Origin of the sequence: Streptomyces aurantiacus (assembly GCF_027107535.1) — a bacterium.
Classification (GTDB): domain Bacteria; phylum Actinomycetota; class Actinomycetes; order Streptomycetales; family Streptomycetaceae; genus Streptomyces.
In genome coordinates this window covers 2,989,262-3,009,030 of record NZ_CP114283.1, presented here as the reverse complement: position 1 = coordinate 3,009,030, position 19,769 = coordinate 2,989,262, and the positions used below count along the sequence as shown (strand labels likewise).

Here is a 19,769-nt window from a genome sequence, read left to right as displayed (position 1 = left end):
ACCCGGCGTGGGTACCGACGGGCGGCTTGTCCGCCTGCCGGCGACGGCCACGGGAGCGCTCGGGACGCCCCGTCGCCCCGGCCGACGAACCCGGAGGCCGGGGCCGGCCGGGCCTCCAATTCACAGGGCCCGGAGGCCGCTGATCACGTCTCGCAGGATGCTCTCGTCCGGCAGCTCGGCCGGGGGTACCGGACGCGTCACGTGGACCAGCTCGTCGGCCACGAGGTCGCCGATGAGGACGCGTACGACCCCGATGGGCAGGTCGAGTTCGGCGGCGAGTTCGGCGACCGACTGGGGGGTGTCACGGCAGAGTCCGACGATGTCCACGTGTTCCGGGGACAGCGAGTGGTCCGCCTCCGGGTCGTCGGCGTGCTGTTGCGCCACCACCACCGCGATGAGGTCGAGGCGGTGCTGACCCACGCTGGTGGTACGGCCGCGCGTCATGGCATACGGACGGACCACCGGTCCGGCCTCGTCGTCGAACCAGTGGGACATCCCCTGACCGTCTCCGCTCATGCCCTCTCACTACCCGCCCGAGGACAGTTCGGTGCGCGGGGCCGCCGCAAGATGTGCGCCGACCCGCTTCACCAGCAGGGTCATCTCGTATGCGACCTGCCCGACGTCGGAATCGGCGTCCGAGAGGACGGCGAGGCAGCTTCCGTCGCCCGCCGCCGTGACGAACAGGAAGGCCTCGTCGAGTTCGACAACCGTCTGCCGGACGCTGCCCGCCTCGAAATGGCGGCCGACGCCCTTGGCGAGGCTGTGGAATCCGGAGGCGACAGCGGCCAGATGTTCGCTGTCCTCCCGTGTCAGGTCGCTGGAGACCCCCGTGGGGAGACCGTCTCCGGAGAGCACGAGTGCCTTGCGGATGCTGGCGACACGCGCCACCAGGTCGTCGAGGAGCCAGTTGAGTTCCCCCGTCGCCGTGCTGGTCGTGGTGTGGCCGGGGGCCTTCGGTGCGGTCATCGACCGTCTCCCTTAGTCGTTCCTGGTGCTGTGCCGTCCTGGGCCTCGTCGCCCGCGGCGTTCTCCACGCGACCGCGCTGCCAGCCGCGCTGGAGCGAGGCCATACGACTGCGTACCTCGTCGGCGTCGCGCTCCGTGGGGTCCGTCGTGCGGGCCGCGTCGCGGCGGTCGGGCCCGTCCTTCAACTGGGGTGCGAGATTGGCCTGTCGAACCCGGCGGGGCAGCGCGCCCGTGCCGCCCGCGGCCGGGACGGCGGGGCGGGAGCCTCCGCTGCCGGCCGGGGCACCGGGACGGGTACCGCCCGGTTCGATTCCGCGACGCGATCCGCGCTGCGGCAGGACCGGGGCTTCGCCGTCGCCGCCGTCCCCGGCTCGTGGTCCGCGCATGGGCGCTCCGCCGGGCTCGGCGGCCCGGCCTGTCGGCGCGGTGCGCTCACCGTCCCGGTCGCTGTCACGATCCGCGGCCGGGCGGCGTTCGCGGTCCGCCGGTCCGCTGCCCGCGGGCCAGTCGTCGGACGGCCCCCGGCGGGCGGCGCGCGAGTCCCCGGCCTCACGGCGCGCGGGCCCACGCCTCGCGCCCCTCGACCGCTTCGGCAGCTCTTCGAGCACGCCGGAGCGCTCGGCTGTCTCCTGTGCCGACTGGGGCAGCTCCGTGACCTCGCCCGTGTCGGCCCGGTCCGTCGCCTCGTCGCGTCGCGGTCTGGTCTGCGTCACGGGGCGCCCGTGGGAGCTGACGAGCTTGGGAGCACGGCGGTGCGGAAGCGGCAGGGGGCCGCCGGACCGGTCTTCGTCGTCGGAGGAGTGCGACGGCTCCCGCACCTCGTCCCCCGGCACCCCGGCGATGGAACGGCGGGGGCGGAAGATGCCGCCGCGCTCGCTGTCCTCGTCGTCGAAGGCGCCCGGGAAGCCTTCGAGGGCGTCCAGGCCGACGGGCGCCTCCAGTTCGACCGGTCCGTCGAGAAGCGACGCCGACAGGCCGGGCAGCGTGACCGGCACCTGGGACAACGCCGCCTTGCGGTCCTCGTCGCCCTTGATGTCCGAGTTCTTCGGGGACAGCGCCCGGTCGAGCCGGAACCCCACACCGTTGGTGTCGGGCACGTCGTCCGAGAGCAGTGCGTCCGGCACGAAGACCACGGCGGTCGTCCCGCCGTACGGGGAGGGCTGCAGGGAGACGCGTACGTTCTGCCGCTGGGCGAGCCGGCTGACCACGAAGAGACCGAGCCGGTCGGTGTCCGAGAGCTCGAACTCGGGAGTCTCGGCCAGCCGGAGATTGGCGTCGAGCAGGGCATCGGCGGCCATACCGAGTCCGCGGTCGTGGATCTCCAGTGTGAACCCGTTGGCGACGCGCTCACCGAGCACCTGTACCGCGGTGTGGGGCGGCGAGAACACCGTGGCGTTCTCCAGGAGTTCGGCCACCAGGTGGGTGAGGTCGGCGACGGCGGATCCGGTGACGGCCATCCTCGGCAGCCGCCGCACCTCGATGCGCTCGTAGTCCTCGACCTCGGCGACGGCGGCGCGTACGACGTCCATCAGCTGAACGGGTTTGCGCCACTGCCGGGAGGGGGCCGCGCCGGAGAGGATCACCAGGCCCTCGGCGTGCCGGCGCATACGGGTCGTCAGGTGGTCGAGACGGAAGAGGTCGGCGAGTTCGTCGGTGTCCTCGGTCCTGCGCTCCATGGTGTCCAGCAGGGTGAGCTGCTTGTGCAGCAGGACCTGGCTGCGGCGGGCGAGGTTCACGAAGACCTCGGAGACTCCGCTGCGCAGTTCGGACTGCTTGACCGCGGCCTCGACGGCCGACCGCTGGAGGATGTTGAGTGCCTGGCTGACCTCGCCGATCTCGTTCTTCTCGTACTCCAGGCGCGGCACTTCGGTCTCGACGTCGACCTGTTCGCCCGCGGAGAGGCGGCGCATCACGCTGGGCAGCCGGACCCCGGCCGTCTCGTGGGCCTCCTGGCGGAGCCGGCGCAGGTCCCGGATGAGACCGCGGCCGATGCGTACGGACATGAAGAGTGAGACCAGCAGTGCGGCAAGGCCGAGCACACCGGCGACGGCGGCCTTGACGATGACGCCGACCGCGACGGGGCGGACCCGGTCCTGGAAGCGGTCGCCCGCCTGGGTGTCGAGTCGGTCGAGGCCGTCGAGGACCTCGTTCGCGAGGCCGTCCCAGCTCTTGGCGGTGACGCCGCGGGGGGCGGTGCCCGGCGTGGAGGCGAGGACGGACTGCTCGGCCACGCGCAGGGGCGCGGTGGAGGCGTTCTTCCAGTAGCGGTCGTACCGTGCGCGCTCCGTGGAGGGCAGCTGCGGCAGGTTGATGTCGTACATGAGCGTGCGCTGGGCGATGAGGTCGGAGATGTCGCGGGCCTCGTCGCGGGTGACGCGGCCGGCGACGAGCGCGGAACCGAGCAGGGCGTCCTCACGCGCGAGCAGCTCACGGGCGCGCGACATGTTGACGAGGGCGCGGCTCTGCTTGTCCACGTCCACGTTGTCGAGGACCTGGAGGTTGGCCAGGAGGATGTAGCAGGGGTCCACCAGACGGTTGTAGAGGTGGAGGGCCTGGTCGCGGCCGACGGTGCCGTCCTCGACGCTCTGGCGCAGCGGCCCGACGCCGTCGAAGGCGTCAAGGATCGCGGCGAGGCGCTCGGTACCGTCGGCGCTCATCTCGTCGCGTACGTCCGCGTCCTTGGCGTTCCTGCGGATCTTCGACACGACCTCGTCGGTGGCGGTCCGGGTACGGCGCAGGTCTGCGAGGGCGTCGGATGCCCGGGGGTCCGCGAGGTAGACGAGGGTCTGGCGGCGCTCGTCCTGGAGCACGCTGATGACATCCTCGGTGGGATACCCGATCTCCTGGACGACGAACGTGGTGTCGAACAGGTGGTTGACCTCGCGTCCCGTGAGCACGGTGGCGAAGCCCCAGATCCCGGTCAGCGAAACCAGCGGCACGAGAAGCAGCGCCACGATCTTCCGGCGGATGGACTTCCCGCGAAAGCGCATGGCCTCCCCCAGCTCGACCCCCGCAGGCCGGGGGCACACATGTACGTCAACAAACGGCGTGAGCCTACTACCGACACACAGGTATCTCGAAGACCTGTCCGGGCCGTCTCGGTCCGCGTCGAGAACAAGACATCCGCAGTTGTCCGTTCATTGGGGGAGATTGCCTCCCCGAATCCGACACGGTGCACCGGGTGCAATTCAGTCCGTACAGCAGATCACTTGGCCGAAATTTTTCGATCGCCGGGAATCTTCGGCTTACGTCGATCGTCTTTCTGTATGGAAGTTGGGGCGGAATCGGCTGCGGGTGCCGTATGCCGCGCCGAGGCGGCGTAAAGCAGCGCAAGCCGGGCAGCCAATGGGGAGCCGGAGTCTCGTGACACCGGAGCGAGCGGCTGTCAGGCGGTGGGGAGTGACAAGTTGATGGGCACGGCGGAGCGGTACGGGGCACCTGGGACGGGCGTCGCGACGACCGCGGAGGTGGAGCGGGAACCACGGGCACCCGCTCGTGACAGTCCGGCCGACATTCCGGCCGACATCTCGACGATGGAGATCCCGGCGCGGACGGAGCGTGGGACGGCGGTCGAGGCGGAGGGGGTGACGGCGAAGGCGGAGCCAGGCGCGAAGGCAGCGGCCACACCCTCCCCCGACAGTGGCAGGCAGTTCGCCGCGGAGGCGGAACAGCGGGAGTACTACCGGCCGTTGTGGGTGGAAGTGCCCACGACCAGGCGTCGGCTGCCCGATCCCGTGCGCACGTCCGCGGTTCGGGCCGTCATCATCATCGCGGTCACCCTGATCCAGGCGATGGTCGCCTTCCTGTGCACGCTGGCCGGTTCATGGCTCGCGTTCCCCATGGTGCTGAGCAGCGTGGCGAGCACGGTCGTCGCCACGTGGGGTGCGCTGGACGTCTGGGTGACACGCCAGGTGTGGAACCAGCGGCACGGCGTGGTGTCGGAGCCGAGCAGCACGGCCCGCGCCCTGCGGCGCGAGCGTCGCAAGGCCCGGCGTCAGGAGCGGACGGCGGAGCGGGCCAAGGAGCGGATACGCCGACGGGGCGGCAGCCCGGGGCAGTTGTCGCACTCCTAGCTGTCGTCTCGATGCGGCCCCGCGCAGGAGTCCGCTCCTGGTGACCCTGCGAGTCGGCCAAGTCGGGAGTCGGCTCCGTCCGGAGTCGGCCCGGGACGCTCCGAGACGTGCGCACCGACGGGACGGCTGAAGTGGCGCCCTTCCACGGGCGCCCGGATGTGCTGCCCCCGGGCGGCGACATGCCCGAGCGACGGCAGGCGAGGGCGACGCACACGCGGCCTTCGCCTGCCTCTCCCGGAGGCCGTTACGGTCCCGTTCAGGGAGCCGTCGCCTCCATCGCGCCCGCCCCGCGGCCGAGTTCGCGCCGGGCCCGCATGAACGGGCGTGGACGGTCCACGGAAAGCACCGCGGCCGTCCGGCCGTCGCGCTCGTACAGGGCGAGGAAACCGTCCTCCCCCGGCGCTCCGTCGGCGACCGTGCCCTCCGCGATGCGGACGGTGTCGGTGTCGAGCCGCCGTCCGGCGAACTGGATCCGCGCGCCGTACTGGTCGGACCAGAAGTAGGGCAGCGGGCGTACGGTCTCCGCGGTGTACCCCGCGAGGAGGTTGCGCACGGCGATCCGGGGCTGCTCGGTGGCACTGGTCCAGTGTTCGGCGCGGGTCCCGCCCACACGGGCGACATCACCGACGGCGACCACCTGGGGCAGGGCCGTCACGCAGCCGTCGTCGCACAGCACGCCGTCGTGCAGCGCCAGTGTCGAGCCCGCCAGCCAGCCGGTGTTGGGGATCGCCCCGACGCCCACGATCACGACATCGGCAGGAAGGAGACGGCCGTCGGACAGTTCCACTCCGGTGACCGCGACGGTGCCGCGCAGTCCGGCGACGCCCGTACCGGTGACCAGGCCGACGCCGCCACGACGGTGCAGTGCGGCGCACAAGGCCGCCATCTCCGGGCCGAGTTGGGGTACCAGCGGCAGCGGCGCCGCTTCGACGACGGTGACGTCGTGGCCGAGTCCGGCGCACGAGGACGCGGTCTCGGCGCCGATGAAGCCTCCGCCGATGACGACGACCCGGCGGGCGCCTGCGGTCAGTTCGGCCCGCAGGGTGCGGGCGTCGTCGAGGGTGCGCAGGGTGTGGACGCCGGCGAGTTCGCAGCCGGGGAGCCGGCGGGCCGAGGCTCCTGTGGCGATGACGACGCCGTCGCTGGAGATGGTGCGGCCATCGTCGAGAAGGACGGTACGGCCGCGGGCGTCGAGTCCCCGGGCGCGGATTCCGAGCAGCCACTGCGCGTCGAGCTCGGCGCTCTCCTCGGCGTCGCTGAGGGCGAGCCGTTCCTCGGCGGTCCGACCGGTGAGGAAGTCCTTGGAGAGGGGCGGACGGTCGTACGGCTGGTGCGGCTCGTCCCCGACGATGACCAGCCGCCCGTCGAATCCCTGGGCGCGCAGTTCCCTGGCCGCGTACAGCCCCGACAAGGAGGCCCCGACGACGGTGACGGTCCTCATGCGCCGGACCTCTTCCGGAGAGGGGGTGTCGAGCGGGCGCTCCCCGGAACGGCCTTCGCGCGAGGGGACGCGGGCGTCCCGCCACCCTGCCCGGGGGAGCCCGTGGGAAGGTGGGGTCCGGGGGCACGCGCTGTCGCGCCCCCCGAGTAAGGGATCGTCATGCCGCCGTGCCCTCCTCGGCTGCCACGTGGACGTGGATGACACCGTCGTCGACGGTCACTCGGTGGGTGCGGACGGCACGCCGCGCGGGGAGGCACGTCGGCTGCCCCGAGCGGAGATCGAATGAGGCGGCGTGCAGCGGGCATTCGACCAGGCAGCCCTCCAGCCACCCCTCCGAGAGAGACGCGTCCTGATGGGTGCAGGTGTCGTCGATGGCGTACAACTCGCCGTCGGCGTTGAAGACGGCGATGGGCGGCATGGTGTCGACACGGACGGATTCGCCCGCGGGGAGGTCAGCAAAGCGGCAGACGGGAATCATGGGCCCCCCTCTCGGTCCAGGACCCACGGTCCTGGACCTCTCAGGTCCGGTCTGGTCCGAGACCTTCCCGGTCACGGACTCTTCGGTAACATGATGTTTCGTATGGCGCACGAGGGAGCGCTATGCGCAACAGAATCCGCGCGGGGTGCCCGCCGCGTCAAGGGCTTCCGGCAGATGCGGCTCAAACCGAGCCGCCAGGTGGTGAGAGTCGAGCTATGACCCGCACGCAGAAGCAGGCCGACCGTACAGAGGAGACGTCCGAGAAGCAGGGCAGAGGCGCGGGGAGCGCGGTCCAGTCGGTGGACCGCGCGGTGAGCGTGCTGGAGATCCTGGCCCGGCTCGGCGAGGCGGGCGTCACCGAGATCGCCGACGAGCTGGAGGTGCACAAGTCCACGGCCTTCCGCCTCCTCGGAGTGCTGGAGAACCGGGGCCTGGTCGCCCAGGCCAAGGACCGCGGGAAGTACTTCCTGGGTGCGGGGGTGCTACGCCTGGCGGGGGCGGCGGCAGTACGCCTGGACATCTCGCAGGAGGGGGTGCCCGTCTGCCGGGAGCTCGCGGACGAGCTGGGCGAGACCGTCAACATCGCGGTTCTCGACGACAACGCGGCGGTCAACATCATGCAGGCCCGCGGCGCGGCGTCCGTCACCGCGCAGAACTGGCTGGGCAGACGCACCCCGCTCCACTCCACGTCCAGCGGCAAGGTGCTGCTGGCCCACCTTCCGCCGACGCTCCGCGAAGGGCTGCTGGCCAGGGCGCTCCCCCGTTTCACCGAGCGCACGATCACCGGCACGGCCGCGCTGCGTGCCGAGCTGGAGGCCGTGGTCGAGCAGGGCTACGCGTTCGCCCTGGAGGAGCTGGAACTGGGCCTGGCCGCCACGGCCGCGCCGGTGCGTGCCCACGACGGCAAGGTGATCGGCGCGATCAGTGTCTCGGGCCCGGTGTACCGGCTGGATCCGGACCGCCTGCCGGAGCTCGCCAAGCGCACGGTCGCAGCCGCGGCCGACCTGTCGCGCCGGATGGGATACGGCTTCTGACGGAAGCGGGACCGGACGCGGACCGGAGACACGGACCGGGCTGCGGACGGACCGGGAAACACAAGCGCGGGGCCAGGAGCACCTGGCCCCGCGCTTTCGTGTGTCGGGCGGATTTCGTGCGGCCCGTTCCTTTTGCCAAGGGTTAACCCGTACCTCTTGACGGCCGCCCGACGGATTCCCACTATGTTCCTCATCGCGCAACCCATAGTGCACTGCGCAACAGCAGAGGAGCTAGGTCGTGCCACATGAGGTCCGTGCCGTAGTCGCTGTGAAGAAGGGCGCACCCGTCGAGGTGCGGACGATCGTCGTGCCCGACCCCGGTCCGGGCGAGGTGCTCGTCGCCGTGCAGGCCTGCGGGGTCTGCCACACGGATCTGCACTACCGGGAGGGGGCGATCAACGACGACTTCCCGTTCCTGCTGGGCCATGAGGCGGCCGGCACGATCGAGGCGGTCGGCGAGGGCGTCACCGACCTCGCGGCCGGCGACTACGTGGTCCTCGCCTGGCGGGCCCCCTGCGGTTCCTGCCGCTCCTGTCGCCGCGGCCGCCCCTGGTACTGCTTCGACTCGCGCAACGCCTCCCAGCCGATGACCCTGCTCGACGGCACACCGCTCAGCAACGCGCTCGGCATCGGCGCCTTCGCCGAGAAGACCCTGGTCGCGGCGGGCCAGGCGGTGAAGATCGACCCGGCGGCCCGCCCCGAGGCCGCCGGCCTGATCGGCTGCGGGGTGATGGCCGGCTACGGCGCCGCCGTGAACACCGGCAACGTCGGCCGCGGTGACACGGTCGCCGTCATCGGCTGCGGCGGCGTCGGCAACGCGGCCATCGCGGGCGCCTGCCTCAACGGCGCCATGAAGGTCATCGCCGTCGACATCGACGACAAGAAGCTCGACCAGGCGGAGCGGTTCGGCGCCACCCACACGGTCAACTCACGTGGCACCGACCCGGTCGAGGCCGTCCGCGCGCTCACCGACGGCTTCGGCGTGGACATCGCCATCGACGCGGTGGGCCGGCCGGAGACCTTCAAACAGGCCTTCTACATGCGCGATCACGCGGGCCTGCTGGTCCAGGTCGGTGTCCCGTCCCCGGAGATGAGGATCGAACTCCCGCTGATCGACGTGTTCTCCCGCGGCGGCGCGGTCAAGTCGTCCTGGTACGGCGACTGCCTGCCCAGCCGTGATTTCCCGTTCCTCATCGACCAGTATCTGTACGGCCTGCTGGACCTCAACGCCTTCGTCACGGAGACCATCGCCCTGGACCAGGTCGAGGAGGCGTTCGCCAAGATGCACCGCGGCGAGGTGCTGCGCTCGGTGGTGGTCCTGTGAGCACCGGGACCGTACGCGTCGAGCGCGTCGTCACCTCCGGCACGTTCAGTCTCGACGGCGAGACGTTCGACGTCGACAACAACGTCTGGCTGGTCGGCGACGACGAGGAGGTACTGATCGTCGACGCCGCGCACGACGCCCGCACCATCCGCGAGGCCGTCGCGGACCGCAGGGTGACGGCGATCGTGTGCACCCACGCGCACGACGACCACATCGACGCGGCGGCCGAACTGGCCGAGCTCACCGGCGCTCCGGTACTCCTGCATCCGGACGACCTCGAACTGTGGTCCGCCACGCACCCCGACCGCGCACCGGACGGCGAGCTCAAGGACGGACAACGCATCACCGTCGCGGGCATCGAGCTCCAGGTGATCCACAACCCCGGTCACACCTGGGGCAGCTGCTCCCTGTACGCCTCGTTCCTCGACGCGGTCTTCACCGGGGACACCCTCTTCCACGGCGGACCCGGCGCCACCGGCCGCTCCTACTCCGACCGGCCGACCATCAAGGCCTCCATCCGCGACCGGCTTCTCACGCTGCCCGGCGACACGGACGTCCACACCGGACACGGCGAGGACACCACGATCGCCGCCGAACGCCCCCACATTCCTTCTCCATAGGCGCGTTCACCCCGACGCGACGATCCCCACCATGACAAGGAGGGGCATGTCCAGCACGCCCGAAACGAATCCCCGCGTGGTCATCGTGGGCGCCGGAATCGTCGGCTGCTCCCTCGCCGACGAACTCACCGCCCGCGGCTGGACCGACGTCACCGTCCTCGAACAGGGCCCGCTGCCCGCTCCCGGCGGCTCCACGTCGCACGCGCCGGGCCTGGTCTTCCAGACGAACCCGTCGAAGACCCTCACCGAGTTCGCCCGGTACACGGTCGAGAAGTTCACCTCCCTCGAGGTGGAGGGGGTCTCCTGCTTCGACCCGGTGGGCGGCCTGGAACTCGCGACGACCCCCGAGCGCCTGGCCGACCTGCACCGCAGGGCCGGATACGCCGCGTCGTGGGGCATCCGCGGCGAGGTCGTGAGCGCGGCCCGGTGCAAGCAACTGTGGCCGCTCATCGACGAGTCGATGGTCCTCGGCGGCTTCCACACGCCCGACGACGGCCTGGCCCGCGCCCTGCTCGCGTCCCGCGCCCAGCTGGAACGGGCCGGGGCCCGCGGTGCCCGCTTCCTGGACCGGCACACCGTCACCGGGATCGAACAGGAGGGCGGCAGGGTCACCGCCGTCGTCACCGACCGGGGCACCTTCCCCGCCGACCACGTGGTCTCGGCGGCCGGTTTCTGGGGCCCGGTCGTCGGCCGTATGGCCGGCGTCGACATGCCTCTGCAACCGCTCGCCCACCAGTACGCGCGGACGAAGCCCCTGCCCGAGCTGGCTGGAGCCACCGTCGAGGCATCGGGGCCCATCCTCCGTTTCCAGGACCGCGACCTCTACTTCCGCGAGCACACCGACCGCCTCGGCATCGGCAGCTACGCCCACAAGCCGCTCCCCGTCGACCCGTTCGCCGTCCTCGCCTACGACGAGGCGCGCGCGAACGACCTGGAGATGCCCTCCTCGTTCCCGTTCACCGAGGAGGACTGGGCGCCGAGCTGGGACGACTGCCGCCTGCTGATGCCCGCGCTGCGCGAGGCCGAGATCGAGGAGGGCTTCAACGGCGTCTTCTCCTTCACGCCCGACGGCATGCCGGTTCTCGGCGAATCCCGCGCGCTGCGGGGCTTCTGGCTGGCGGAAGCCGTGTGGGTGACCCACTCGGCCGGTGTCGCCAGGGCCGTGGCCGAGTGGATGGTCGACGGCCGCCCCGGGACCGACCTCCACGAATGCGACCTCACACGCTTCGAGGACGCCCAGCGCTCTCCCTCGTACGTCAGGGACCGCGGCTCGCAGCAGTTCGTCGAGGTGTACGACGTCCTGCACCCGCTCCAGCCGATGGAGCAGCCGCGGCCGCTGCGGGTCAGCCCGTTCCACGCACGTCAGCAGGAGCTCGGCGCACGCTTCCTGGAGGGCGGTGGCTGGGAGCGGCCGCACTGGTACGAGGCGAACGCCCCGCTCGTCGAGGCCCTCGGCCCGCTTCCCGAGCGCGATGCCTGGTCGGCGCGGTACTGGTCGCCCGTCGCGGCGGCCGAGGCGAGGGCAACCCGCGAGAAGGTCGCGCTCTACGACATGACGCCCCTGCGCCGTCTGGAGGTCACCGGCCCCGGGGCCCTCGACTTCCTGCACGGCATGACCACCAACAACCTCCGCAAGAAGCCCGGCGCCGTCACGTACACCCTGCTCCTCGACGAGACGGGCGGCATTCGCTCCGACCTGACCGTCGCACGGCTCGGGCCCGACCGCTTCCAGGTGGGTGCCAACTCCCCCGCCGACCTGGACTGGCTCGCGCGGCACGCCCCCGGTGACGTACAGATCAGGGACATCACCTCCGGCACCTGCTGCATCGGTGTCTGGGGCCCGCTGGCCCGTGACCTCGTCCAGCCGCTGACCGGCGACGACTTCTCGCACGAGGGCTTCGGCTACTTCCGCGCCAAGGAGACGCACCTCGGCCATGTCCCCGTCACCGCGATGCGGCTGAGCTATGTCGGCGAGCTGGGCTGGGAGCTCTACACCAGCGCCGACCTGGGGCTCCGCCTCTGGGACACCCTCTGGGAGGCGGGACGGGAACACGGCGTGATCGCGGCCGGGCGCTCGGCCTTCAACAGCCTGCGTCTGGAGAAGGGCTACCGCGCCTGGGGCACCGACATGACCGACGAGCACGACCCGTACGAGGCGGGGGTCGGTTTCGCCGTCCGCCTGGACAAGGGGGACTTCACGGGAAGGCGGGCACTGGAGGCCCGGGGCGAGCCACGGCGTCGGCTCACGCCGCTTCTTCTGGACGACCCGGCGTCCGTCGTCCTCGGCAAGGAGCCCGTCTATGTCGACGGCTCCCCCGCGGGTCACGTCACCAGCGCGTCGTACGGCTACACGCTGGGCCGGTGCGTCGCGTACGCCTGGCTGCCCGTGCTCCCCACCGGGGCGAGCGTGCACGTGGAGTACTTCGGCGAGAAGGTGTCCGCGACCGTCGCCGAGGAACCGCTCTTCGACCCGGAGATGACCCGCATTCGCCGTTGACCGCTGCGCGGTCGGTGGTGATCAGGCGCGCGAGCCGGTGGGGGCCGGCCGCGCGGTCCCCCGCACCCCTCGAGGACGGGGCGCCGACGAGCAGGCACATCACCCTCACGAGCTCTGGAGGTCCCCTGTGTCCCCTACCTACGACGTGATCGTCATCGGTCTCGGTGGAATGGGCAGCGCCGCCGCCCACCACCTGTCCTCGCGCGGCGTGCGGGTGCTCGGCCTGGAGAAGTTCGGGCCGGTCCACAACCGCGGCTCCAGTCACGGTGGTTCGCGGATCACCCGCCAGTCCTACTTCGAGGACCCCGCGTACGTCCCGCTGCTGCTGCGTGCCTACGAGCTGTACGAGGACGTGGAACGGGCCACCGGCCGGGACATCGCGACCCTGTGCGGCGGTGTGATGGTCGGCCCGCCCGACTCGCTGACCGTCTCGGGCTCGCTGCGCTCGGCCACCCGGTGGGACCTGCCGCACGAGATGCTGGACGCGGCGGAGATCCGCCGTCGCTTCCCGACGCTCAACCCCAGGGACGACGAGGTCGCACTCTACGAGAAGAAGGCCGGCCTCGTCCGCCCCGAGAACATGGTCGCGGCCCACCTGCAGCTCGCCACCCGCCAGGGCGCCGACCTGCACTTCGACGAGCCGATGACCCGCTGGGAGCCGTACCGGGACGGCGTACGCGTCCACACGGCCGAGAACACGTACACGGCGGGCCGGCTGGTGATCTGTCCGGGCGCGTGGGCGCCGCAGCTGCTCACCGACCTCGGGGTGCCGTTCACCATCGAGCGGCAGGTCATGTACTGGTTCCAGCCCGAGGGCGGGGTCCAGCCCTTCCTGCCGGGGAACCACCCCATCTACGTCTGGGAGGACGCGGACGGCGTCCAGGTGTACGGCTTCCCTGCCATCGACGGCCCGGAGCTCGGTGCCAAGGTCGCCTTCTTCCGCAAGGGCGTCGAGTGCACCCCGGAAACCATCGACCGGACGGTCCACGAGGACGAGATCCAGGCCATGGCGGGTCACATGTCCCGCTGCCTCCCGGATCTGCCCGGCACCTTCCTCAAGGCCGCCACCTGCATGTACTCCAACACCCCCGACGAGCACTTCGTCATCGCCCCGCATCCCGCACATCCCGACTCCGTGACCGTGGCCTGCGGGTTCTCCGGCCATGGCTTCAAGTTCGTGCCGGTCGTCGGCGAGATCCTCGCCGATCTGGCGCTCACGGGCACCACCGGTCACCCGATCGGCCTGTTCGACCCCCACCGCCTCGCCGCCGCGCCCGCCTGAGGAGCACGCCCGTGACGACGACCCCCGTCTCCCCCTCCACCGCCTCCGCCCAGCCGTCACCGAGCCTGGTCACCACGCTGCCGGGGCACTACTACACCGATCCGGAGATCTTCCGGCAGGAGCAGGAACGTCTCTTCGAGTCGATGTGGTTCTGTGCGGTCCGCAGCGCCGACCTGGCCAGGCCCGGCGCGTTCCGTACGGTCCAGGTGGGCCGCGAGAACGTCCTGCTCACCCGGTCCCGCACCGGTGAGCTGCGCGCCTTCCTCAACGTCTGCCGGCACCGGGGGGCCCGGCTGTGCACGGAGGAGTCGGGCGAGCTCCGGCGCAACCTCCAGTGCCCGTACCACGCCTGGACGTACGACCTCGACGGCAAGCTGATCGCCGCTCCGAACCTGGTCAGGATGCCGGACGTCGACCGCACCGAGTACGGCCTGGTGGGGGTCGCGCTGCGGGAGTGGCTCGGGTACGCCTGGGTGTGCCTGGCCGACGAGCCGCCGTCCTTCGAGGAGACGGTGACGGGCGCGGCCGTGGAGCGCCTCGGGAACACGGCGGCCATCGAGCACTACGGCACCGAGAACCTCGCGCTGGGCAAACGGATCGTGTACGACGTGAAGGCGAACTGGAAGCTGATCGTCGAGAACTTCATGGAGTGCTACCACTGCGCCACCATCCACCCCGAACTCACGGACGTGCTGCCGGAGTTCGCGGACGGATACGCCGCCCAGTACTACGTGGGCCACGGCGCCGAGTTCGGCGAGGAGATCAAGGGCTTCACGGTCGACGGCAGCGAGGGTTTCGCCAGGCTGCCCGAGGTCGCAGAGGATCAGGACCGCCGTTACTATGCGATAACGGTCAAACCCACCGTGTTCATCAATCTCGTCCCCGACCATGTCATCCTGCACCGCATGTTCCCCCTCGCCGAGGACCGGACGATCGTGGAGTGCGACTGGCTCTACGCACCCGAGGTCGTCGGGTCGGGCGCCGACGTGTCGAAGTCCGTGGAACTCTTCCACCGGGTCAACGCCCAGGACTTCGAGGCCTGCGAGCGTACGCAGCCCGCGATGGCGTCCCGCGCCTACCGAGGGGGCGGGGTGCTGGTGCCCACCGAGCACCACATCGGGATCTTTCACGAGTGGCTCATCGGCATGCTGGGAGGCATGGATGCCTGATCTCTACATCGGCGGCACGTGGACGGGTGCGCGGGAGAAGGGGACCCGCGAGATCCGCTGTCCGGCCGACGGTTCGCTCGTCGCCGTCGTGGACGAGGCGGGCGGCCAGGACACGGCCGACGCGATCGCGGCCGCGCGCCGCGCCTTCGACGAGGGCCCCTGGCCGCGGACACCGGCGAACGAGCGCGGCGACCTGCTGCTGCGGGTCGCCGACCTGCTCGTACGCGACAAGGACGTGCTCGCCCGGGCGGAGTCCCTCGACACCGGCAAACGCCTGGTGGAGAGCGAGTACGACATCGACGACATCGAGAACTGCTTCCGCTACTTCGGCCGGCTCGTCGCGAGTGAGGGCGGCCGCGTGGTGGAGACGGGCACGGAGGGCGTCGACAGCCGGGTCGTGCACGAACCGGTCGGCGTCTGCGCGCTGATCACGCCCTGGAACTATCCGCTGCTCCAGACGGCCTGGAAGGTCGCCCCCGCGCTGGCGGCGGGCAACACCTTCGTCCTCAAGCCGAGCGAACTGACCCCGCACACGGCGATCCATCTGATGCGGCTCCTGGAGGAGGCCGGGCTCCCGGCCGGCGTGGCCAACCTGGTCCTCGGCGCCGGCCCCGAGGCCGGCGCTCCCCTGGGCGACCATCCGGACGTGGACCTCGTCTCCTTCACCGGTGGCCTGCAGACCGGACGCAGACTCATGGCGGCGGCGGCCGGGACGGTGAAGAAGGTCGCTCTCGAACTGGGCGGCAAGAACCCGAACATCGTCTTCGCCGACGCGGACTTCGAGACGGCCGTCGACATGGCGTTGACGGCCGTCTTCCTGCATTCCGGGCAGGTCTGCTCGGCGGGGGCGCGGCTCCTGGTCGAGGACTCGCTGCACGACCCGTTCGTCGACGAGGTCGTCAGCAGGGCCCGGCGGATCAGGCTGGGCGGACCGTTCGACGAGCGGGCGCAGACCGGTCCGCTGATCTCCGCCGCGCACCGGGCGAAGGTCGAGGCGTACGTCGCCCAGGGTCTGGCGGAGGGGGCGGTCCTGCGCTGCGGGGGAGAGCGTCCGGCCGATCCTCCGCACCCGGACGGCTTCTACTACCCGCCGACCGTCCTCGACGAGTGCTCGGGGCGGATGTCCGTCGTCCAGGAGGAGTCGTTCGGGCCGGTGCTGACCGTGGAGCGGTTCGCCGACGAGGCGGAGGCGGTGCGGCTGGCCAACGACACGATCTACGGCCTGGCGGGCGGGATCTTCACCTCCGACGAGGCCAAGGCGCAGCGGGTCGCGTCCGCGCTGCGGATCGGCACCATCTGGATCAACGACTACCACCCGTACGTCCCGCAGGCCGAGTGGGGCGGCTACAAACAGTCCGGGTTCGGGCGGGAACTCGGACCGGCCGGTCTCGCCGAATACCGCGAGACCAAGCACATCTGGCGCACGACGAACCCCAGTCCCCAGGGCTGGTTCTCGTGACCCACCGCAGGAAATCGCAAGAAATCGACGCTCCCCCTGGTCGGAACCGGCCGCGCTCCCCGTAAGATCCAGCCTTCTTCACCCGAAGATCCAGCACCCGCGCACCACCGACCCCGCACGAGCCGCACTCCCCTCCCGCCCGGGAGAACTCCCCCTTCCCAGGAGGCGCTCATGACCACCACCGCTCAACCACCTGAGAAACACAGTAATGACGACTCGGAACTCAACGAGTTCGGTTACAAGCCCGAGCTGAAGCGCACGCTCGGCAACTTCCACACCTTCGCCGCCGGCATCAGCTACATCTCCATCCTCACCGGCACCTTCCAGCTCTTCTACTTCGGATACGGCAGCGGCGGGCCCGCCTACTGGTGGTCCTGGCCCATGGTCTTCGTCGGCCAGTTCATGGTCGCGCTGTGCTTCGCCGAACTCGCCGCCCGCTATCCGGTGGCCGGTTCCGTCTACAACTGGTCCAAGAAGGTGGGCAATCCACACATAGGCTGGCTGGCCGGCTGGACGATGCTGATCGCCTCGATCGTGTCGATCGCCGCCGTGGCCCTTGCGTATCAGCTGACCCTTCCGCAGATCTCCTCCGCGTTCCAGTTCGTGGGCGACGGCACGGGCAAGTACGACGTCGCCACCAACGCCGTGCTGCTGGCCGCCGTACTCATCGTCTTCACCACGCTGGTGAACGCCCTCGGTGTGAAGCTGATGGCCAGGATCAACACGGCGGGCGTCTTCATCGAGCTCATCGCGACCGTCGTACTGATCGTGCTGTTCGCCGTGCACATCACCCGTGGACCGCAGGTCGTGCTGGAGACGAACGGCACGGGAGCGGGCCAGCCCGGTGGCTACCTCGGCGCGTTCCTGGTCGCGTCGCTGGCGTCCGCGTACGTGATGTACGGCTTCGACACGGCCGCCTCGCTCGGCGAGGAGTCCCTCGACCCGTCACGCAACGCGCCGCGCGCCATCATCCGCGCCATCGTCGCCTCGTTCATCCTCGGCGGCCTCATCCTGATCCTCGCGCTGATGAGCGTGTCCAGCCTGAAGGGCGACCGGCTGTCCACGGACGGCCTGCAGTACATCGTCCTCAACGTGCTCGGTGAGGACGCGGGCAAGGCCATGCTGTGGTGTGTGTTCATCGCGGTCACGGTCTGCGCCCTGGCCGTGCACACCGCGGCGATCCGGCTGGCCTTCGCGATGTCCCGCGACAACAACCTGCCCGCCTCCTCCAAGCTGGCCAAGGTCCATCCGCGGTTCCAGACCCCGATCCTCCCCGCCGTGATCATCGGCATCCTGGCGCTGGCGATCCTGGTGGTCAACATCCGCCAGCCGCAGATCTTCACCGTGGTCACCAGTATCGGCATCATCCTGATCTATCTCGCGTATCTGCTGGTCACCGGGCCCATGCTGGTGGCCAGGCTGCGCGGTAACTGGCAGCCCGCGGGCGACGGCAAGTTCTCCCTCGGCCGATGGGGGCTGCCCGTCAACATCGTCGCGGTGCTGTGGGGCACGGCCATGATGCTCAACCTGATCTGGCCGCGCGCCGCGGTCTACAACGCGGCGGCCCCGTACCACTGGTACCTGCGCTGGGGCGCCGTCCTGTTCGTCGGCATCGTGATGGGCGGCGGCTTCGCCTACTACTGGTTCGTGCAACGCCACCGCACCGGAGTGCTCGCGGAGCACCAGTACAAGGCCGCGGACGACACTCCCCTGCCGCCCTCCTCCCCCGCGGCCACCCCGACGGCCGACTGACCGCACCGATCCGGAAGCAGAACGACGCAAGGACTCCAAGGAGGTCAACCCCCGATGAACGAAGACGAGTTCGACTATGTCGTGGTCGGCGGCGGCACGGCGGGCAACGTGGTCGCGGCGCGGCTCTCCGAGGATCCGAACGTCACCGTGTGCGTCCTGGAGGCGGGCCCCAGCGACATCGGCGACGACGACGTCATGAAGCTGGAACGCTGGATGGGGCTGCTGGAGTCGGGCTACGACTGGGACTACCCGGTCGAGCCGCAGGCCAGCGGCAACAGTTTCATGCGGCACGCCCGCGCCAGGGTGCTCGGCGGCTGTTCGTCGCACAACTCCTGTATCGCCTTCTGGGCGCCGGCGGAGGACCTCGACGACTGGGCCGCCGCGGGCTGTACGGGGTGGAGCTCGTCCGAACTCCTGCCGCTCTACCGGCGGCTGGAGAACAACGACGCGCCCGGCGAGCACCACGGCCGCACCGGCCCGGTGAAGCTGCGCACGCTGAAGAGCGACGACCCCTGCGGCACCGCCCTGTTGGAGGCCTGCGCCCAGGCGGGCATTCCGACGACCCCGTTCAACACGGGCAGGACGGTGATCCGGGGCGCCGGCTGGTTCCAGATCAACTCCGACGAGAACAACATCAGGCAGTCCTCGTCCGTCGCGTATCTGCACCCGATCCTCGGCAGGCGTCCGAACCTCGACGTACGGACCGGGGTGCGGGCCAGGAAGCTGGTGCTCGACGGGCGGCGCTGCGTGGGCGCCGAGTACCTGGACCCGGACCTGATCCACACCCGGACGGTCCGGGCCAGGCGCGAGGTGATCGTGTCCTGCGGCTCGATCGACAGCGCGAAGCTGCTGATGCTGTCCGGTATCGGGCCCGCCGGGCACCTGCGTGAGGTGGGCGTCGACGTGGTGGTGGACTCGCCCGGCGTGGGCGAGAACCTCCAGGACCACCCCGAGGGCGTCATCATGTGGGACGCGAAACAGCCCATGCCGACCGCCTCCAGCCAGTGGTGGGAGGCCGGCATCTTCTACGACACCGAGCCCGGCCTGGACCGGCCGGACCTGATGTTCCACTACGGGTCGGTGCCGTTCGACATGAACACGGCCCGGTGGGGCTATCCGACCTCCGAGAACGCGTTCTGTCTCACGCCGAACGTCACCCGCGCGAAGTCACGCGGCACGGTGCGGCTGCGGACGCGCGACTACCGGGACAAACCCAGGGTCGATCCGCGGTACTTCACGCACGAGCACGACGCGCGCGTGATGACGTACGGGCTGAAGCTGGCCCGTCGTATCGCGGAGCAGCCCGCGCTGAGCGGTTGGGCGGGGGCGGAGCTGGCCCCCGGGCCGGACGTCAGGACGGACGACGAGCTGCTCGACTACATCCACAAGACCCACAACACCGTCTACCACCCGTCCTGCACGGTGAAGATGGGCGCGGACGACGACGCCTCGGCGCCGCTCGACGCGCGGTTGCGGGTCAAGGGGATCGACGGGCTGCGGGTCGCCGACGGGTCCGTCATGCCGAACCTCGTCACCGTCAATCCGTGCATCACGACGATGATGATCGGCGAGAAGTGCGCGGACCTTCTCAAAGAGGATGCGGACAGCGCCTTCTAGCGGGGGCGGGGAACTGCGCGACCAGCCACGAACGGCCCGCAGTCTCCCCTGCCCCGC

Annotated in this window: 15 protein-coding genes; 10 read left to right on the top strand and 5 right to left on the bottom strand. The window is 70.6% G+C overall.

Going from position 1 to position 19,769, the window contains the following annotated elements; translation table 11 throughout:
• Positions 1 to 120: 120 nt before the first annotated feature.
• From O1Q96_RS15035 to O1Q96_RS15025, 3 genes are read right to left on the bottom strand one after another with little or no spacing between them, the layout of a single operon-like run.
• A complete protein-coding gene (locus tag O1Q96_RS15035) occupies positions 121 to 516 on the bottom strand; it encodes a DUF742 domain-containing protein (RefSeq protein WP_217456928.1) in 396 nt (131 codons plus the stop codon).
• A gap of 9 nt (positions 517 to 525) precedes the next feature.
• Positions 526 to 966 (bottom strand): roadblock/LC7 domain-containing protein, encoded by a 441-nt coding sequence (locus O1Q96_RS15030; RefSeq protein WP_217456930.1) that lies wholly within the window; start codon positions 964 to 966, stop codon positions 526 to 528.
• On the bottom strand, positions 963 to 3,956 hold the full coding sequence (locus tag O1Q96_RS15025) for a nitrate- and nitrite sensing domain-containing protein (protein WP_269248641.1): 2,994 nt from the start codon (positions 3,954 to 3,956) through the stop codon (positions 963 to 965). Before O1Q96_RS15025 ends, O1Q96_RS15030 begins: the two co-directional genes overlap by 4 nt.
• A 420-nt stretch (positions 3,957 to 4,376) precedes the next feature.
• Here O1Q96_RS15025 and O1Q96_RS15020 point away from each other — a divergent pair, with 420 nt between their 5' ends.
• A complete protein-coding gene (locus O1Q96_RS15020; RefSeq protein ID WP_269248640.1) occupies positions 4,377 to 5,039 on the top strand; it encodes a hypothetical protein in 663 nt (220 codons plus the stop codon).
• 256 nt (positions 5,040 to 5,295) lie between these two features.
• Here O1Q96_RS15020 and O1Q96_RS15015 read toward each other — a convergent pair whose 3' ends face one another.
• A complete protein-coding gene (locus tag O1Q96_RS15015; protein WP_269248639.1) occupies positions 5,296 to 6,480 on the bottom strand; it encodes an NAD(P)/FAD-dependent oxidoreductase in 1,185 nt (394 codons plus the stop codon).
• A gap of 157 nt (positions 6,481 to 6,637) precedes the next feature.
• Positions 6,638 to 6,958, bottom strand: a complete 321-nt coding sequence (locus O1Q96_RS15010; RefSeq protein WP_217456937.1) for a bifunctional 3-phenylpropionate/cinnamic acid dioxygenase ferredoxin subunit — start codon at positions 6,956 to 6,958, stop codon at positions 6,638 to 6,640.
• A gap of 215 nt (positions 6,959 to 7,173) precedes the next feature.
• Between O1Q96_RS15010 and O1Q96_RS15005 the strand changes: the two genes are divergently transcribed.
• From O1Q96_RS15005 to O1Q96_RS14965, 9 genes are all read left to right on the top strand, one after another.
• Positions 7,174 to 7,992: an IclR family transcriptional regulator gene (locus O1Q96_RS15005; protein WP_217456939.1), complete on the top strand. Its 819-nt coding sequence runs from the start codon at positions 7,174 to 7,176 to the stop codon at positions 7,990 to 7,992.
• 238 nt (positions 7,993 to 8,230) lie between these two features.
• Complete coding sequence (locus O1Q96_RS15000) at positions 8,231 to 9,316, top strand: S-(hydroxymethyl)mycothiol dehydrogenase (protein ID WP_269248638.1); 1,086 nt, start codon at positions 8,231 to 8,233, stop codon at positions 9,314 to 9,316.
• Positions 9,313 to 9,936, top strand: coding sequence for an MBL fold metallo-hydrolase (locus O1Q96_RS14995; RefSeq protein WP_269248637.1), 624 nt, complete (start codon positions 9,313 to 9,315; stop codon positions 9,934 to 9,936). The genes O1Q96_RS15000 and O1Q96_RS14995 overlap by 4 nt, the downstream gene beginning before the upstream one ends.
• 46 nt (positions 9,937 to 9,982) lie before the next feature.
• Positions 9,983 to 12,433: a GcvT family protein gene (locus O1Q96_RS14990; protein ID WP_269248636.1), complete on the top strand. Its 2,451-nt coding sequence runs from the start codon at positions 9,983 to 9,985 to the stop codon at positions 12,431 to 12,433.
• 127 nt (positions 12,434 to 12,560) lie between these two features.
• Positions 12,561 to 13,715, top strand: coding sequence for an N-methyl-L-tryptophan oxidase (gene solA, locus O1Q96_RS14985; RefSeq protein WP_269248635.1), 1,155 nt, complete (start codon positions 12,561 to 12,563; stop codon positions 13,713 to 13,715).
• An 11-nt stretch (positions 13,716 to 13,726) separates the two neighbouring features.
• The gene (locus O1Q96_RS14980; protein WP_269248634.1) at positions 13,727 to 14,884 is read left to right on the top strand and encodes an aromatic ring-hydroxylating oxygenase subunit alpha; all 1,158 of its coding nucleotides are present in this window, start codon (positions 13,727 to 13,729) and stop codon (positions 14,882 to 14,884) included.
• The gene (locus O1Q96_RS14975; protein WP_269248633.1) at positions 14,877 to 16,343 is read left to right on the top strand and encodes an aldehyde dehydrogenase family protein; all 1,467 of its coding nucleotides are present in this window, start codon (positions 14,877 to 14,879) and stop codon (positions 16,341 to 16,343) included. Before O1Q96_RS14980 ends, O1Q96_RS14975 begins: the two co-directional genes overlap by 8 nt.
• Before the next feature lie 171 nt (positions 16,344 to 16,514).
• The gene (locus tag O1Q96_RS14970; protein ID WP_269248632.1) at positions 16,515 to 18,095 is read left to right on the top strand and encodes an APC family permease; all 1,581 of its coding nucleotides are present in this window, start codon (positions 16,515 to 16,517) and stop codon (positions 18,093 to 18,095) included.
• 54 nt (positions 18,096 to 18,149) lie between these two features.
• Entirely contained in the window at positions 18,150 to 19,712 is a 1,563-nt protein-coding gene (locus tag O1Q96_RS14965) for a GMC family oxidoreductase (protein WP_269248631.1), read from the top strand.
• Positions 19,713 to 19,769 lie beyond the last annotated feature (57 nt).

Coding starts and splice junctions, on each gene's coding strand:
- O1Q96_RS15035 (WP_217456928.1), bottom strand. CDS start 516: ATGAGCGGAGACGGTCAGGGGATGTCCCACTGGTTCGACGACGAGGCC.
- O1Q96_RS14965 (WP_269248631.1), top strand. CDS start 18,150: ATGAACGAAGACGAGTTCGACTATGTCGTGGTCGGCGGCGGCACGGCG.
- O1Q96_RS15020 (WP_269248640.1), top strand. CDS start 4,377: ATGGGCACGGCGGAGCGGTACGGGGCACCTGGGACGGGCGTCGCGACG.
- O1Q96_RS14990 (WP_269248636.1), top strand. CDS start 9,983: ATGTCCAGCACGCCCGAAACGAATCCCCGCGTGGTCATCGTGGGCGCC.
- O1Q96_RS14970 (WP_269248632.1), top strand. CDS start 16,515: ATGACCACCACCGCTCAACCACCTGAGAAACACAGTAATGACGACTCG.
- O1Q96_RS15025 (WP_269248641.1), bottom strand. CDS start 3,956: ATGCGCTTTCGCGGGAAGTCCATCCGCCGGAAGATCGTGGCGCTGCTT.
- O1Q96_RS15015 (WP_269248639.1), bottom strand. CDS start 6,480: ATGAGGACCGTCACCGTCGTCGGGGCCTCCTTGTCGGGGCTGTACGCG.
- O1Q96_RS14975 (WP_269248633.1), top strand. CDS start 14,877: ATGCCTGATCTCTACATCGGCGGCACGTGGACGGGTGCGCGGGAGAAG.
- O1Q96_RS15005 (WP_217456939.1), top strand. CDS start 7,174: ATGACCCGCACGCAGAAGCAGGCCGACCGTACAGAGGAGACGTCCGAG.
- O1Q96_RS15010 (WP_217456937.1), bottom strand. CDS start 6,958: ATGATTCCCGTCTGCCGCTTTGCTGACCTCCCCGCGGGCGAATCCGTC.
- O1Q96_RS15030 (WP_217456930.1), bottom strand. CDS start 966: ATGACCGCACCGAAGGCCCCCGGCCACACCACGACCAGCACGGCGACG.